General features: G+C 47.8%; 9 protein-coding genes, 1 tRNA gene and 1 pseudogene. 4 read left to right on the top strand and 7 right to left on the bottom strand.

Features of this window, described 5'->3' with window-relative positions:
- Positions 1-15: 15 nt before the first annotated feature.
- The 6 genes and pseudogenes from C2U54_RS21080 to C2U54_RS21055 form a co-directional block, all read right to left on the bottom strand.
- Positions 16-2,927, bottom strand: a pseudogene (locus tag C2U54_RS21080) (type III restriction-modification system endonuclease).
- A gap of 2 nt (positions 2,928-2,929) precedes the next feature.
- Positions 2,930-4,873 carry a site-specific DNA-methyltransferase gene (locus C2U54_RS21075; protein ID WP_103180557.1) on the bottom strand — a complete coding sequence of 648 codons (1,944 nt, stop codon included), beginning with the start codon at positions 4,871-4,873 and terminating at the stop codon, positions 2,930-2,932.
- Positions 4,874-4,884: 11 nt separating this feature from the next.
- Positions 4,885-5,247 (bottom strand): hypothetical protein, encoded by a 363-nt coding sequence (locus C2U54_RS21070; protein WP_226865030.1) that lies wholly within the window; start codon positions 5,245-5,247, stop codon positions 4,885-4,887.
- A 73-nt stretch (positions 5,248-5,320) separates the two neighbouring features.
- Positions 5,321-6,577 (bottom strand): tyrosine-type recombinase/integrase, encoded by a 1,257-nt coding sequence (locus tag C2U54_RS21065; protein WP_103180553.1) that lies wholly within the window; start codon positions 6,575-6,577, stop codon positions 5,321-5,323.
- Between the two features lie 179 nt (positions 6,578-6,756).
- Positions 6,757-6,831: transfer RNA gene (locus C2U54_RS21060), tRNA-Arg, on the bottom strand.
- Positions 6,832-6,906: 75 nt separating this feature from the next.
- Positions 6,907-7,836 carry a formate/nitrite transporter family protein gene (locus C2U54_RS21055; RefSeq protein WP_103180551.1) on the bottom strand — a complete coding sequence of 310 codons (930 nt, stop codon included), beginning with the start codon at positions 7,834-7,836 and terminating at the stop codon, positions 6,907-6,909.
- 315 nt (positions 7,837-8,151) lie between these two features.
- Here C2U54_RS21055 and mlaA point away from each other — a divergent pair, with 315 nt between their 5' ends.
- Positions 8,152-8,904, top strand: a complete 753-nt coding sequence (gene mlaA, locus C2U54_RS21050; protein ID WP_103180550.1) for a phospholipid-binding lipoprotein MlaA — start codon at positions 8,152-8,154, stop codon at positions 8,902-8,904.
- 46 nt (positions 8,905-8,950) lie between these two features.
- On the opposite strand, the gene fadL is transcribed toward mlaA, so the two are convergent.
- On the bottom strand, positions 8,951-10,273 hold the full coding sequence (gene fadL, locus C2U54_RS21045; RefSeq protein WP_168192031.1) for a long-chain fatty acid transporter FadL: 1,323 nt from the start codon (positions 10,271-10,273) through the stop codon (positions 8,951-8,953).
- 371 nt (positions 10,274-10,644) lie between these two features.
- Here fadL and C2U54_RS21040 point away from each other — a divergent pair, with 371 nt between their 5' ends.
- The 3 genes from C2U54_RS21040 (at position 10,645) to fadJ (ending at position 14,542) form a co-directional block, all read left to right on the top strand.
- On the top strand, positions 10,645-10,929 hold the full coding sequence (locus tag C2U54_RS21040) for a YfcZ/YiiS family protein (RefSeq protein ID WP_103180546.1): 285 nt from the start codon (positions 10,645-10,647) through the stop codon (positions 10,927-10,929).
- A gap of 155 nt (positions 10,930-11,084) precedes the next feature.
- Entirely contained in the window at positions 11,085-12,395 is a 1,311-nt protein-coding gene (fadI, locus tag C2U54_RS21035) for an acetyl-CoA C-acyltransferase FadI (protein ID WP_103180544.1), read from the top strand.
- Entirely contained in the window at positions 12,395-14,542 is a 2,148-nt protein-coding gene (fadJ, locus tag C2U54_RS21030) for a fatty acid oxidation complex subunit alpha FadJ (protein ID WP_103180543.1), read from the top strand. The genes fadI and fadJ overlap by 1 nt, the downstream gene beginning before the upstream one ends.
- Positions 14,543-14,662 lie beyond the last annotated feature (120 nt).

Genomic DNA, 14,662 nt, shown 5'->3' with positions numbered 1-14,662 from the left:
GTGAGGGGAAAAGGATTAATGAATGCTACTCTTAATTAAATTAGCAATGCTATCATCAGCAAACTGCGTTTTAAACTCCACATTGACCGTTGTACTTATTTGATTGAACAGTGCCTGAGCATGTTCAATCTTACGCTTCTCTTCAAGCCGCAGGCTATCTTTTCCGTCTACGTTTTTTGTTTCAATGATAAAGTTTAGATAATCACCTTTGGTGGTTTTAACAACGTAAGCAAAGTCAGGAGAATATGTATAACCACCCGCAACCGGGATCTTAATGGAATTCTTCGGTATCTTTGTGAAAACAGATACAGACTGGATCTCTCCATCTGTTATGTTGAGCCGTTCAAGCTCTGAGTCATAAAATACTTCTTCAAAAAGATAAGAATCCAATGGTGATTTTGTATTATCCTGCAATACACCAAGATCACTTGATAATACCTCATTTAAAGGATTACCATCTGCATTAGTCAACTTTGTAGGATGAATAGAGTTTGATATCACATTGTAGCCAAGACTGAACTTGTTAAACGAATTGTTCAACAAATACTTGCTAAAGCCAGATTTAATCTTTCTGATAGTTTGAATGTTCAGGTAGTCAGTGATATTGATAGTGTCTTTTATATCACAAAAAACCTTATGCAGGTATCGTGTTTAGCAAACATTGTTTGTGATAAGTTATCAAGAAATTCTCGATAACTCATTGTGTTGAGTTTAGCAAAGTTATCATCATCACTAATTATGCTTTTCGACATTGCCGTATCATTATGGATATAAATCCTATCAATGCGAGTATGAACGCCTGATTTAGTAAATCTATCTTTTTCTTCGAGCATGAACGACTTGAATATTGATAAGAATTCACTCTCGCTATTTATTTTATATTCAATCACAGCTTTTTGATTGATCAAATCCCACAGTTCTTTCAGTTCACTGAACTTGCCAACACGCATTTTAGTACGTTTTTTACCATCAGTGGATTTTTTGATTTTGTTTGGTTTAACTCCGGTAGGGAATGCTGCTGGATATTTATCTTTTAAGCGAGTATAGGTACCAGAGTCTTTAAAGTTTTCATTCTCATCGATGATTTCAGCATCAAAAATTTCATTCATTAGTGTTCTGGATGAAAGTTCAGGATACTGAGATAAGATTTTATCCTTAAGCTCTTGAGTAAACTTACTTGGAACAGTTTCTTTGAAGGAGCTATCGTTAACCTCTTTGACAAGAGAATCAACAAAATCTTTTTCCGTAAAATCAACATAGTAGTTGAGTGTGAAATTGCGATCTTTCACTCGGCACATGTATTCATTCACGGGAAGACGTAAACCACGCCCTACCTCTTGAAGTTTAGATGTGGTGCTACCGCTCGAACGGAGCTTACAAATCTGAAAGACATTTGGGTTATCCCACCCCTCACGCAACGTCCACTTAGAGAAAATGAAACGGCGAGGATTTTCTAAAGATAAAAGAAGCTCTTTGTCATGAAGGATTTCGTTGATTTCCTGCTCAATTTTATCATCTTTATCACTGTTATCTTTCGAAAAATAACCACCATGAACAGAAGATACATCCTGAATAGTTTTTTCAAGGTAGTTTCGATAAAACTCATCCTTCTCTGTTTTTATAAGTTCATTCGCTTCTGACAGAACGTATTCTTCGAACTTAGTTTTCAGGCTTCCGGCAATATCATTACCATCACGGTAGCCTTCAATATCATCAATGAAGAAAAGAGTAATAGGCTTTATACGTGGTCTTTGTGTCAGATACTCTTTTTCTAACTTAAAGTGTTCTTTGACAGCTTTAAGCATCATGTTATCAGCGAGCGTCTGATCGTAAGAGTAGGGGTTTATTGAACTACCAATTTTTAGTTCAATACCATTACTCAACACTGCAGTGCTTTTATTTAACGCATCGAGTGTTAAATCATGAATTGCGCTATGTGTTTTCGATAGCGATTCATCTTTTGCTAATTTGAACGTTTTTTTGTTACCATTTTCGGTAAGCTCAAAAATAGCTTCTTTACCGTCAGATTTTACGAACTTGAGGTTGGCGCTACCATCACCAACAATATCTTCAATGTAAGCATCAATGCCTTTAACAAGATCTTCATTAAATGCATCTACGGCTGTCAGGCGATAAACTAAATTTTTATAGCCTTCACTAAAGGTTGCGCCGTAACGAATAATATATTGAGCATTGAATTTCTCAATATTCTCCCATGTTTTTTTAGCTGTAGGGAATTTATGAGGTTCATCAATAATAATAAATGGTTTAACCGCACTTAGAGCAGCAAATGATGTATCAAACTGATTATCAAGCAAACCAACATCATAAGTGTCAGTTAAAGACTTGGAGTTAATCATTCCTGAGTTGATCACAAGGATGTGTATATATTTCTTATTGAAATTACTAGCTTCAACAAAATCATGAATAGCTTGAGGCATATACGATTTTGTATTTTTACCAGAGTTTTTCTGACTCTCAACTACATAAGTCTTTAGTTCACGCTCGTAATCATCTCGAAAGTGTTCTTTTAAAGCATCACTTTTTAAAAAGTTAACGGTTCCGGCTTTGATCGATAGAGTCGGAACAATGATGATAAACTTGTTAATGCCAAATGATTTGTTCAGGTCAAAAATTGTTTTGGTGTAAGTATAAGTTTTACCTGTACCTGTCTCCATAGAAACATCAATTACTTTGCTTTTAGCATCGTAATTATCTTTTAAGTGCTCAATGCCATTGAATTCCTGAACATTTTTTATGTTGTTGTAGTATTGTTGTTCAGATAGATTCAGTTCTGGATTAGCTAACAGGCGAATAGCAACATGATCCGTCTGATGAGGTATGGCGGATACAAAGACATTCATCACCGAATCAACGCCAGCCTTTTGATGAGGTAAATTCTTTTCGAATGTGAATCCTTTAGACATGATTAGTTCCTTACCACCAAATCTAAATCAATAGATTTTTTATTAGCATAACTTTTTAGTGCTTCATTGAGTTCCATCTGTTTCGCACTTTCGAAGTTGCTGCCATAAAATACAACTTTGTTAGGGGCAAAGTCTTTGTCTGCATCCAGCTTTTGAAGTAAAGCTTTAAGTGCTTCGCTGGTGAAATTAGGCGCAATCAGATACAGACGACCATCGCACAAGTGTGCTTTGTAGCCATTAAGCTCAATATCTTCAATTGGCGTTGTTAACAAGCTACCATCATATACACACCATGTAGTCAATAGGGTGTCATACTGTTCAGGTGTCAACACAGCATCATCAAAGAATGTATGGTTAGAAAGCGTTAGCTCAGATTCATCTTTCATCCGAAAATCATCAACTGTTTCAAATGATTTGAACCCTAAATTACCCTTGTAATCAATATGCTCTAAGCCTATTTTTTCACAAGCTCTTTTCAGTCGTTCTTTTGTAATATCAAAAATCGTTTCAAAACCTGATTTAAATGCAATGCTATCTTTAGAGCATTTTTCTGGGATCTGAACTGTTATGAATTTTCTTTCAGAGTTTTCCTCAGCATTCAGCTCCATAACGGCATGGGCAGTCGTGCCGGAACCAGCAAAAAAATCAAGAATAATGTCGTCTTCTCCAGTCCCTAAAATAATACATTGCTTCATTAATTCTAACGGCTTAGGAAATTGAAGAGCACCACTCATTTGTAGTTTACCTGATTCGATAGTGCCTTGCTCATTTATAAATTTAGTATCAAGCCAAATAGATTTTGCTTTGGTAGTGCTTTTTCTTGATTTTTCATAAATATTCCAGCCACCATCACGTTTCTTTTTTGCCCATACTATACGCGGTTCACTATTAATACCTTCTTTTTGAAGTTTATCTTTTCCCCACCTCCAGCAGCTCTCTCCTCCTTCACTGTTCATTGGATAGACAGGAGTTGTACATTCTGCTGTTTTCGTTAAGGATACTCGTGAAAGACCTTCCTCGTTTATATGATTTTCATCGACATATATTGGATAGAAAAGATTTGGTCGATTATGCCTTCCAAATTTAGGATTACGATTTCGCAGCTCCCAAAGATCATAAGGCCCATAAGAATCTTCAAAGGGAAGCGTCCCGCCCACCTTCTCCAACTCTCCGAGATTTGATTTATTTGATTTATAGTAAACTAAAATATACTCATGGCATTTAGCTATTTCCTTGTAAGTTTGGCCACGCTTATTTGATTGTACTATTATTTGAGATAGAAAGTTTTCTTCTCCGAATATTTCATCACATAAAAGTTTTAATTGCGCGATTTCATTATCATCTATTGAAATAAAGATAACGCCATCTTCACGGAGAAGTTCACGAGCAATATAAAGACGGGGGTAAATGAATGTTAGCCATGCACTATGACTACTTGAACCTTTGACGGTAAAATTGAGGATTCGTGTAGCCTCATCAAGATCGATTCCTGCCAATTCAGAAAGCTGTTCTGCCGTGAAATTACGCTCATCATTATATACAAATCCATCTGAACCAGTATTATATGGAGGATCAATATAAATCATTTTAATCTTTTCAGAATAAGCATTCGCCATATGCTTTAATACTTCGAGGTTATCCCCTTTGATCAACAGATTCTGACTGTTCTTGTTCTCTTCACGTTGGTTATGGTCTTTATCTTCGGTGAGCAACGTCTTCGGTGGTAGGTTAGCCAACAGCCGGGCATAGGACTTACCCAGCCAGTTTAAGCTGTATGATTCTTTAGAGAGTTCAACATCCGACGACTTGACGATCTCAAGCAACTTTTCTTGAATGAATACCCCATTCTTATCAAAACACTGTGGGAAGTTAGCCTTCAAAACAGCAAGCTGCTTACTGTTAGCAGTTTCTACTTCTGAAAAAATCGTTTCTTTTTGCATGTCCATTTTAAACCTGATTATTTAGTGTTCGATTTGATGGTGTTTTTGATTGAAGCTTCATTTAGTCCTATGCGTAGTAGTTCTGCCGCCGCACCATCTATGCTTTTGAAGACTCTTGCTTCATAAGGCTGTCTGGAGCTGCATAGGACTAATGGCTTACCTTCCCACTCTGAACCATCAAAAATCACGGTATACTCGCCTTTAGAGCCTTCTATTGTTGCTCTGTCAAGTAGACCTGATTTGACTCTTTCTTTAGCCATTGAGCTAAGGATGAAAATTCCACCATCAAGACCTGATATCATGGTTATTTCCTCGGTATTCAATATTGCTACGATATCAAATATTGCTGAAAATTCATAATAGAATGGTGTAGTAGCCATCACAGGGCGATGGCTATTCAAACATCGTTAAAACAAAGGATTACATGATGTTATATGATGGGTTATCAGGCAGTTAGCTTTGATTCCTTTGGGCAAACTCAAACGGCCTGATCATACTGCTGCTGTTGGCATCAAGGAAATCAGCCCACCACTGGAGCATCAGGCGGCGTTCATCCAGATGTTCAGCCTTATGGATGTATGCGGCTCGAACAGAGCTACGTTCTTGGTGACTCATCTGTCGTTCAACGGCATCTCTTGACCATAATCCTGATTCAATCAGAGCGCTACAGGCCATTGTGCGGAATCCGTGGCAACAAACGTCTTTTTGAGTGTTATAGCCCATAGCACGTAATGCCTTATTAATTGTGTTTTCACTGATAGGCTTGTCAGCATAGCTAAAACCTGCGAATACAAATTTATGAGCGCCACTGATAGCTTTAATCTCTTTCAGAACGGCGAGACTCTGCTTACTCAGCGGTACCAGATGGGGAGTCTTCATCTTTGAGCCGCGATGAGAGAACTTGACGTTTTTAAGAGGTTCTCGTTCTGCAGGAATCGTCCATAGCGCATTTTTGAAATCAAACTCTGACCAACGCGCAAATCGTAACTCGCTGGAACGGATAAAGGTCAGCAAACACAATCGAACAGCCAATTGGGTAAGTCCCTTACCTTTGTATGCCTCTATCCTTTCCATCAATTCAGCAATACGTTCAAGGGGAAGGGCTGGACGATGAACACTTTTGGCTGTTGCTATTGCTCCCGCCAGATCATAAGCAGGGTTATGCTCAATAAGGGCATTATGTACGGCATAGCGCATAATGGCGGTGATACGCTGTTGAAGCCGTGAGGCCAGTTCCAGATGCCCGTTCAGTTCAGCTTTTTTTACAGGAACCAGTAAATCACGAGTTTTCAGGTCAGTAACATTTCTCTGACCAATTATCGGAAAAACATGCGTGGTTAGGCTGTTGATTATCAGTGTGCGGTGGCCTTCTGACCATGTTTTATTGCTGGAATGCCAGCTTCTTGCTACCGTTTCAAAAGTTAAAGCGCCACTCTCTTCAATTTTTTCCGCTTTTTTCTTTTCGCTGGGATCAATGCCATTAGCAATCAGTTTTCTGGCACTGTCACGTCTCTCCCTTGCTTCAGCTAGGGAGACGGCAGGGTAGACGCCAAGCGCCAGCATCTTTTGTTTACCAGTGAAGCGGTATTGAAAACGCCAATACTTTGAACCATTAGGGTGCACAAGTAGATGCATACCAAACCCGTCAGTGAGCTTGATTGGCTTACTGGAAGGTTTTGCAGATTTAACTTTTACATCAGTTAGCGCCATTGGTTGCACCCCCTAGTGTTGGTACAAAACATATCGAACTTACGATACCAACAGATATACCAACAAAGCAAGGTTGATGTAGGTGGACGTTAACGGTTTTTGATGAACAATAGGTTATGGATAACTTATTGTTTTTTAGGAGTTTGGTGGTTATCTCAGGACGTTGTCGAACAAGTCTCTGGTGTCCCCTGCAGGAATCGAACCTGCAACTAGCCCTTAGGAGGGGCTCGTTATATCCATTTAACTAAGGGGACAAAGCGGCACGAGTATAACGTCATTTATACAATGCGTTAAGCGCGTGACCGCCTGACTGCTTAAAGTGTCGCCACTCACACCGCTTTTTTATCTTCTTCCGCTTCCTCCTGCTGGGCCTTAAGCTCGGCTTTGCGCTTATTCGACATATCGTTACGGATTTGCGCATGGCTCAGCAAGGCAAAAATAAAGGTGCCGCCGCAGATATTGCCTGCCAGAGTAGGGATCGCGAAGGGCCAGAAAAACTCGCTCCAGTGAATGGTGCCGTTAAAGACCAGATATAAAATCTCTACCGTACCCACCACGATATGAGTGGTATCGGCCAGAGCGATAAGCCAGGTCATCAAAATAATGACCACGATTTTCGCTGAACCGGCCGCCGGGAACATCCAGACCATGGTGGCGACAATCCAGCCGGAGATGATCGCGTTGGCGAACATCTCTGCCGGGCTGTTTTCCATGACTCCCATCCCGATTTTCACAAAGGCGTCGCGGGTGGGCTCATCAAATATCGGCATAAACTCGAACGCCCAGGCGGCGACACCGGTACCGATAATATTGCCGAGCAGTACCACGCTCCACAGGCGCATCAGCAGGCCGAAATTGCCCCAGGTTGGGCTTTGCATCACCGGCAGTACGGCGGTGACGGTATTCTCGGTGAAGAGCTGCTGGCGCGCCATAATCACGATGATAAAGCCAAAGGTGTATCCGAGGTTTTCGATGATTATCCCGCCGGGTACCCCTTCAAGCTCGACATGAAAAATCCCTTTTGCCAGCAGGGAGGCGCCCATCGATAATCCGGCGGCAATGGCCGACCAGAACAGCGCCATGGCGTCGCGCTCCAGTTCTTTTTCACCGTCCTGGCGAATATGTTCGTGGATTGCCATCGCGCGTGAGGGCAGGTGATCCTCGTCAACCTCAATCTTCTTTCCCCGGCGATTCTCCTCGCTTTCAACTTCCAGCTCTTCGGTATGGCTATCAATTTTTTCTTCTTTTAGCTCGTCCATCGCAATGCTCCATAGGTTGCAGACACCTTTAAGCGTAGCGCTTTTTCTCCCGCCGCCCGTGGGGAAGCTCTTAAATTCCTGTAATGGCAATAAAGGCGATACATCGCCGACAAAGGCCGTATAAAATTGCCAGCCAAACGAAAACCTAAAGCCAGGCTATTCTGAGATCATACCAGAGAGTGTTTATTGCCCCGATTTGTGGTCGTAGACATCAGTAAACGCGCTGATACAATCACTTACACGTTTACAGACAGAGCGCGAAAGCGCCATGACGGATGGCTTTTGCTGATAGCCATACTTAACAGGGAGAAAGATATGAAACTTCGGCTGTCGGTGGTTGCGTTGAGCACCACGTTGCTGATGGGCTGCGCCAGCTCTGGCGAGCAGCAGGGGCGCTCCGATCCTCTGGAAGGATTTAACCGCACCATGTACAACTTCAACTATAACGTGCTGGATCCGTATGTGGTGCGTCCGGTTGCGGTGGCATGGCGGGATTATGTTCCACAGCCTGCCCGTAACGGGCTGAGCAACTTCACCAGCAACCTCGAAGAGCCAGCGGTGATGGCGAACTACTTCCTGCAGGGCGATCCCTATCAGGGGATGGTCCACTTTACCCGCTTCTTCCTGAACACCCTGTTAGGTATGGGTGGCTTTATTGACGTTGCCGGGATGGCGAATCCGAAGCTGCAGCGCGAACAGCCGCACCGCTTCGGTAGTACGCTGGGTCACTACAATGTGGGTTACGGCCCGTACGTGCATCTGCCGTTCTACGGTAGCTTCACGTTGCGTGATGACGGCGGTGATATGGTCGATACGCTCTATCCGGTGCTGTCGTGGCTGACCTGGCCGCTGTCGGTGGGTAAATGGACGCTGGAAGGGGTGGAGACGCGCGCGCAACTGCTTGATTCAGACGGTCTGCTGCGTCAGTCTTCCGATCCGTATCTCATGGTGCGTGAAGCGTACTTCCAGAATCACGACTTCATTGCTAACGGCGGTAAGCTGAAACCGGAAGATAACCCGAACGCCAAAGCGATCGAGAATGAACTCTCCGAGATTGATGCGGAATAAAAAAGAAAAGGTGAGCGCGAGGCTCACCTTTTTTATCCCTGCGTGATTAGAACGCGTAGTTGAAGTTCATGCCATAGAGCCAGGCTTTACCTTCAGAAGAGAACTCATACGGACCTTCCTGGAACGTCACTTTCTGACCATGCATATAAGAGACACCCGCATCGATGGAGGCATCTTTGTTGAATGCATAGGTCGCACCGGCGCTCAGCCAGAAGCGATCCTGATCCGGAATGGAGATAGAGCGTTTGTCTGCCGGAACCGGGCTGTCATCGAAGGCAATACCGGTACGGAATGTCCAGTTATCGTCCATGTAGTAGGTGGTACCCAGAGCGATGCGGTAAGCATCACGGAAGCTTTCGTCTTTATAGAAGAGCGTATCACCGCCGCTGTTAGTCGCTTTCAGCTCCTGGAACTGGCTCCAGCTCGTGTAGGTCAGGCTATAGTGGATGGCCCATTGCGGCGCGACTCTGTTATAACCGGACAGTTCCCACATCTCAGGTAAATTCAGGGTCAGAGAACCGCCAGTGGTGCGGCCATCCGTCCCCATTGGCAGACCAAAGTTGCCGAGGATCTGGTTATAGGCTGAAGGCAGGCTGCTCTTATAGTCGCCATCGAAATCGATTTTCACTTCAGAGCGGTAGGTCAAGCCATACCGGTTGTTCTTATCGATTTCATACAGAATACCGGCGTTCCAGCCAAAGCCCCACTCATCACCTTTCAGGTAGGCAATCTGGGTATCTCCCGGGATCCCCGCGACCTGTCGTGCCAGAGCCGGAGGTAATGCCCCGGAGCCTGCAACGATGCGACCCAGGTCACCCGCGTAGCGCTCAATTTTCGCTTTCGCATAGACCGCATCAAAGCCAACACCGAAACTCCAGTGATTATCCAGGCGATAAGCACCGCTCAGGTTCAGGTTGAGGGTCTCCAGGTCGGTGGTACCGCCGTATGCCCCTGCTGCGTAGTTGTTATTGAACTCGGTCGCCAGTCCGTAGTTAGAGGTGACGGATGCGCCCCAGCCGAATTGATCGTTGATTGGTGCGACAAAGTGCAGGTTTGGCACCCATGCTGTTGGCGCGATGTTATCCGCATTCAGGCTTGCGCCCGTTCGCGAGCGTCCGGAGATATCCACGTCAGGGTCAACAAAGATGGCACCTGCGGAGAAGGTGGGACGATCAAACATCATGATCAGGGCAGGGTTACGGCTCGCGTTCCCTGCGTCATCAGCGATAGCACCTTCCCCGGAATAGGCGCGGCCCAGGCCTGAGGAAGAGAACTCATTCAACTGAAAGCCCGCTGACCAGGCGGAGGTGGAGACGATTGCCACTGCGACTGCCAGCGCAGTTTTTTTGAACAGGGTTTTCTGGCTCATGACCATAACCTCATTGAGTTATTTTTATTCAATTTTTGTTACATACCGTAACAGGAGCGCGAAGTGTAGGGTCTGTGGTAACACTTAGAAATCAGACCAGTGGCGAGAGTATAGGTCTGACCAGATAGAATGTTGCAAGGGTGTTTATGAATATTTACCGATATGTTTTTCGAAACGGGATCTGGTTGGCAAAATTGTGACCAGTTCGCGTCCTCCTAATGGGTGATTTTTGTTTTAGATCATTTTTACTTGTGATATTGCTCACTTACCCGGTTTAAAGCCATTAACAACTGGAGCCGCTCCCGCCCGGCGCGTAAAATATCAGCATCGTGTTTATCTCGCGCCATGCGCGAATGAAGAGGAAATCTACTATGAGTAAATGCAGTGCTGATGAAACCCCGGTTTGCTGCTGTATGGATGTGGGCACCATTGTGGACAACACGGATTGCACCGCCTCTTACAGCCGTGAGTTTACCCGCCGTGCCGACGCCGAAGAGACGCTGGCCGCGCTGACCGAAAAAGCCCGCGGCGTGGAGTCTGAACCGTGTGCTATCAACGCCAACTTCACTGAAGTGGAAGGTGGCGTTCGTCTGGACATCGACTTCGTGTTCAGCTGCGAAGCAGAATCCCTGATTTTTCAACTCGGTCTGCGTTAATCCCTTCCCGCGCCTCCCTTCCGGGAGGCGTTTCGTCTCCTCTCTGTGTGTTCGCTCGCAATTTTTCCTCTCCCCGATTGGCTAATGTAAAAATTTAGTTAAGACTGTTATCAGGTCAGACCACTTTGCGCATTTGTTATTCACAGGGGAGCGTTATGAGTCAGGCATTACCGCTAATCACCCGTCAGGGGGATCGCATTGCCATTGTCAGTGGATTACGCACGCCATTTGCCCGTCAGGCGACGGCGTATCATGGCGTACCTGCCGTCGATCTGGGAAAAATGGTTGTAGGGGAGCTGCTGGCTCGCAGCGAAATCCCGCCCGAGGTGATTGAACAGTTGGTCTTTGGCCAGGTCGTGCAAATGCCGGAAGCGCCGAATATCGCCCGTGAAATCGTGCTTGGCACCGGAATGAATGTCCACACCGATGCTTACAGCGTCAGCCGTGCCTGCGCCACCAGCTTTCAGGCAGTGGCGAACGTGGCAGAAAGCCTGATAACCGGTACCATTCGCGTCGGGATAGCCGGGGGTGCCGACTCCTCCTCAGTTCTGCCGATTGGCGTCAGCAAAAAGCTCGCGCGTGTGCTGGTGGACGTCAACAAGGCCCGCACCACCGGGCAGCGGCTGTCACTGTTCTCGCGCCTGCGTCTGCGCGATCTCCTTCCTGTTCCCCCCGCCGTGGCGGAATACTCCACCGGGCTGCGAATGGGGGATACCGCCGAGCAGATGGCGAAAACCTATGGCATCACCCGTGAGCAGCAGGATGCCCTGGCGCACCGCTCGCATCAGCGCGCCGCAGAAGCCTGGGCAGAAGGCAAGCTGGCGGAGGAGGTGATGACCGCCTACACCCCACCATTCCGCGAACCGCTAAGCCAGGATAACAATATTCGCGGCACCTCTACGCTGGCGGATTATGCGAAACTGCGTCCGGCATTCGACCGCAAACATGGCACCGTCACGGCGGCGAACAGCACGCCGTTAACCGACGGCGCGGCAGCGGTGATCCTGATGACCGAATCCCGCGCCAGAGAGCTGGGCCTGAAGCCGCTCGGCTATCTGCGCAGCTATGCCTTTACCGCCATTGATGTCTGGCAGGATATGCTGCTGGGGCCGGCCTGGTCCACGCCGCTGGCGCTGGAGCGCGCCGGACTGACGATGGGCGATCTGACGCTCATCGACATGCATGAAGCCTTTGCCGCGCAAACCCTGGCCAACCTGCAACTGCTGGCAAGCGATCGTTTTGCCCGGGATGTGCTGGGCCGCGCCCACGCCACCGGCGAAGTGGACGAAAGCAAATTTAACGTGCTGGGGGGCTCCATTGCGTATGGCCACCCCTTTGCCGCGACCGGGGCGAGGATGATCACCCAGACGCTGCATGAGTTGCGCCGTCGCGGCGGTGGGTTTGGACTGGTCACCGCCTGTGCTGCGGGTGGCCTGGGTGCCGCAATGGTTCTGGAGGTAGAGTAATGGAGATGACAACGGCATTCACCCTGGACGTGCGTCCGGACAACGTGGCGGTCGTCACCATTGACGCCCCAGGCGAAAAGATGAATACCCTGAAAGCGGAGTTTGGCGGTCAGGTTCGCGCTATCCTCAAACAGGTGCGAGAAAACAAAGCCTTGCGCGGGCTGGTATTTATCTCGGCCAAGCCGGATAACTTTATCGCCGGGGCCGATATCAACATGATTGCCCGCGCTGAAAGCGCCCAGGAAGCGGAAGACCTGGCCCGTCAGGGGCAGCAGATCATGGCCGAAATTCACGCCCTGACCATTCCGGTGATTGCGGCGATCAACGGCGCCTGTCTCGGCGGCGGCCTGGAGCTGGCGCTAGCCTGCCACGGACGAATTTGTACCGACGACGCCAAAACGGTGCTGGGCCTGCCGGAGGTGCAGCTTGGCTTACTGCCGGGCTCAGGCGGCACCCAGCGCCTGCCGCGACTGGTGGGCGTCAGCACGGCGCTGGAGATGATCCTCGCCGGCAAACAGCTGCGTCCGCGTCAGGCCCTGAAAGTCGGGCTGGTAGATGAGGTGGTTCCGCATTCCATTCTGCTGGAGGCCGCCGTGGCGCGCGCGCTGAAAGGCAAACCCGATAGCCGTCGCTTACCGGTGCGCGAGCGCGTGCTGGCAGGGCCGCTGGGCCGTGCGCTGCTGTTTAAAATGGTGGCGAACAAAACCGAGCAAAAAACCCAGGGCAACTACCCGGCGACAAAACGCATTCTTGAGGTTATCCATACCGGTCTGACTCAGGGCAGCAGCAGCGGCTATGCTGCAGAAGCGAAAGCCTTTGGCGAGCTGGCGATGACGCCGCAGTCTCAGGCGCTGCGCAGCATCTTTTTTGCCAGCACCGACGTGAAGAAAGATCCCGGCAGCGAAGCCGAGCCTGCGCCGCTGGCGTCAATTGGCGTGCTGGGCGGTGGCCTGATGGGGGGCGGGATCGCCTTCGTCAGCGCCAGCAAAGGCAAATTACCGGTGCGGATCAAAGACATCAATCCGAAAGGGATCAACCACGCCCTGCAGTACAGCTGGCAGCTGCTTGATAAAAAGGTCAAACGCCGCCATATCAAAGCCAGCGAGCGCGATCGCGAGCTGGCGCTGATCTCCGGCACCACTGACTACAGCGGATTCCGTCATCGCGATGTGGTGATTGAGGCAGTATTTGAAGACCTGGCGCTGAAACAGCAGATGGTGGCCGAGGTCGAAGCGAACTGTGCGCCGCACACCATTTTTGCCTCTAATACCTCCTCATTGCCTATCGGCGATATTGCGGCCCAGGCCGCGCGCCCTGAGCAGGTGATTGGGCTGCATTTCTTTAGTCCGGTAGAAAAAATGCCTCTGGTGGAGGTTATCCCCCATGCCGGAACCAGCCCGCAGACCATTGCCACCGTCGTTAAGCTGGCAAAAATGCAGGGCAAAACGCCGGTGGTGGTGGCTGATAAAGCCGGGTTCTACGTCAACCGCATTCTGGCCCCCTATATCAACGAGGCTATGCGCCTGCTGACCGAAGGCGAAAAGGTCGAGCATATCGATAATGCGCTGGTGAAGTTTGGTTTCCCCGTCGGCCCAATCCAACTTTTGGATGAGGTGGGAATCGATACCGGCACTAAAATTATACCTGTGCTGGAAAGCGCTTATGGAGAACGGTTTAGCGCGCCCGCAAACATTGTTTCTGCAATTTTGAATGACGATCGCAAAGGCAGAAAAAATGGCCGCGGTTTCTATCTTTACGAGCCAAAAGGGCGTAAAAGCAAGAAGCGGGTAGACCCGGCGATTTATGGGCTTATTAAGCCTGGCGGCGAGGGCAAACTCTCTGCGACCCAGTGCGCGGAACGCTGCGTGATGATGATGCTCAACGAAGCGGCGCGCTGCTTTGGTGAGAAGGTCATTAAAAATGGTCGAGATGGCGACATTGGCGCCGTTTTTGGCATTGGTTTCCCACCTTTCCTGGGTGGCCCGTTCCGCTATATGGATAGCGTAGGTGCGGGTGAAGTTGTTGCGATTTTACAACGACTGGCTGTGCAATATGGGCCGCGGTTTACACCGTGTGACACATTATTGCAGATGGCGGATCAGGGGCTGCGATTTTGGCCAGCAAAGGAAACTGACCTTGTAAATTAAGGTCAAATAAGAGTAAATCCGCCGTTGAAGGGGCTGGTCCTGTCTAATTTGTAAACAGACATTGACTATACTTACGCCGTTGAGGTAAAAAACAGCGTTTCATTCAACGGATGGATCAGG

The organism is Leclercia sp. LSNIH1, assembly GCF_002902985.1.
Lineage (GTDB): Bacteria > Pseudomonadota > Gammaproteobacteria > Enterobacterales > Enterobacteriaceae > Enterobacter.
This window is presented reverse-complemented; position numbering and strand designations above follow the sequence as displayed.

Coding starts and splice junctions, on each gene's coding strand:
- C2U54_RS21075 (WP_103180557.1), bottom strand. CDS start 4,873: ATGGACATGCAAAAAGAAACGATTTTTTCAGAAGTAGAAACTGCTAAC.
- C2U54_RS21040 (WP_103180546.1), top strand. CDS start 10,645: ATGAGTAAATGCAGTGCTGATGAAACCCCGGTTTGCTGCTGTATGGAT.
- fadJ (WP_103180543.1), top strand. CDS start 12,395: ATGGAGATGACAACGGCATTCACCCTGGACGTGCGTCCGGACAACGTG.
- fadL (WP_168192031.1), bottom strand. CDS start 10,273: ATGAGCCAGAAAACCCTGTTCAAAAAAACTGCGCTGGCAGTCGCAGTG.
- C2U54_RS21065 (WP_103180553.1), bottom strand. CDS start 6,577: ATGGCGCTAACTGATGTAAAAGTTAAATCTGCAAAACCTTCCAGTAAG.
- C2U54_RS21070 (WP_226865030.1), bottom strand. CDS start 5,247: ATGGCTACTACACCATTCTATTATGAATTTTCAGCAATATTTGATATC.
- mlaA (WP_103180550.1), top strand. CDS start 8,152: ATGAAACTTCGGCTGTCGGTGGTTGCGTTGAGCACCACGTTGCTGATG.
- fadI (WP_103180544.1), top strand. CDS start 11,085: ATGAGTCAGGCATTACCGCTAATCACCCGTCAGGGGGATCGCATTGCC.
- C2U54_RS21055 (WP_103180551.1), bottom strand. CDS start 7,836: ATGGACGAGCTAAAAGAAGAAAAAATTGATAGCCATACCGAAGAGCTG.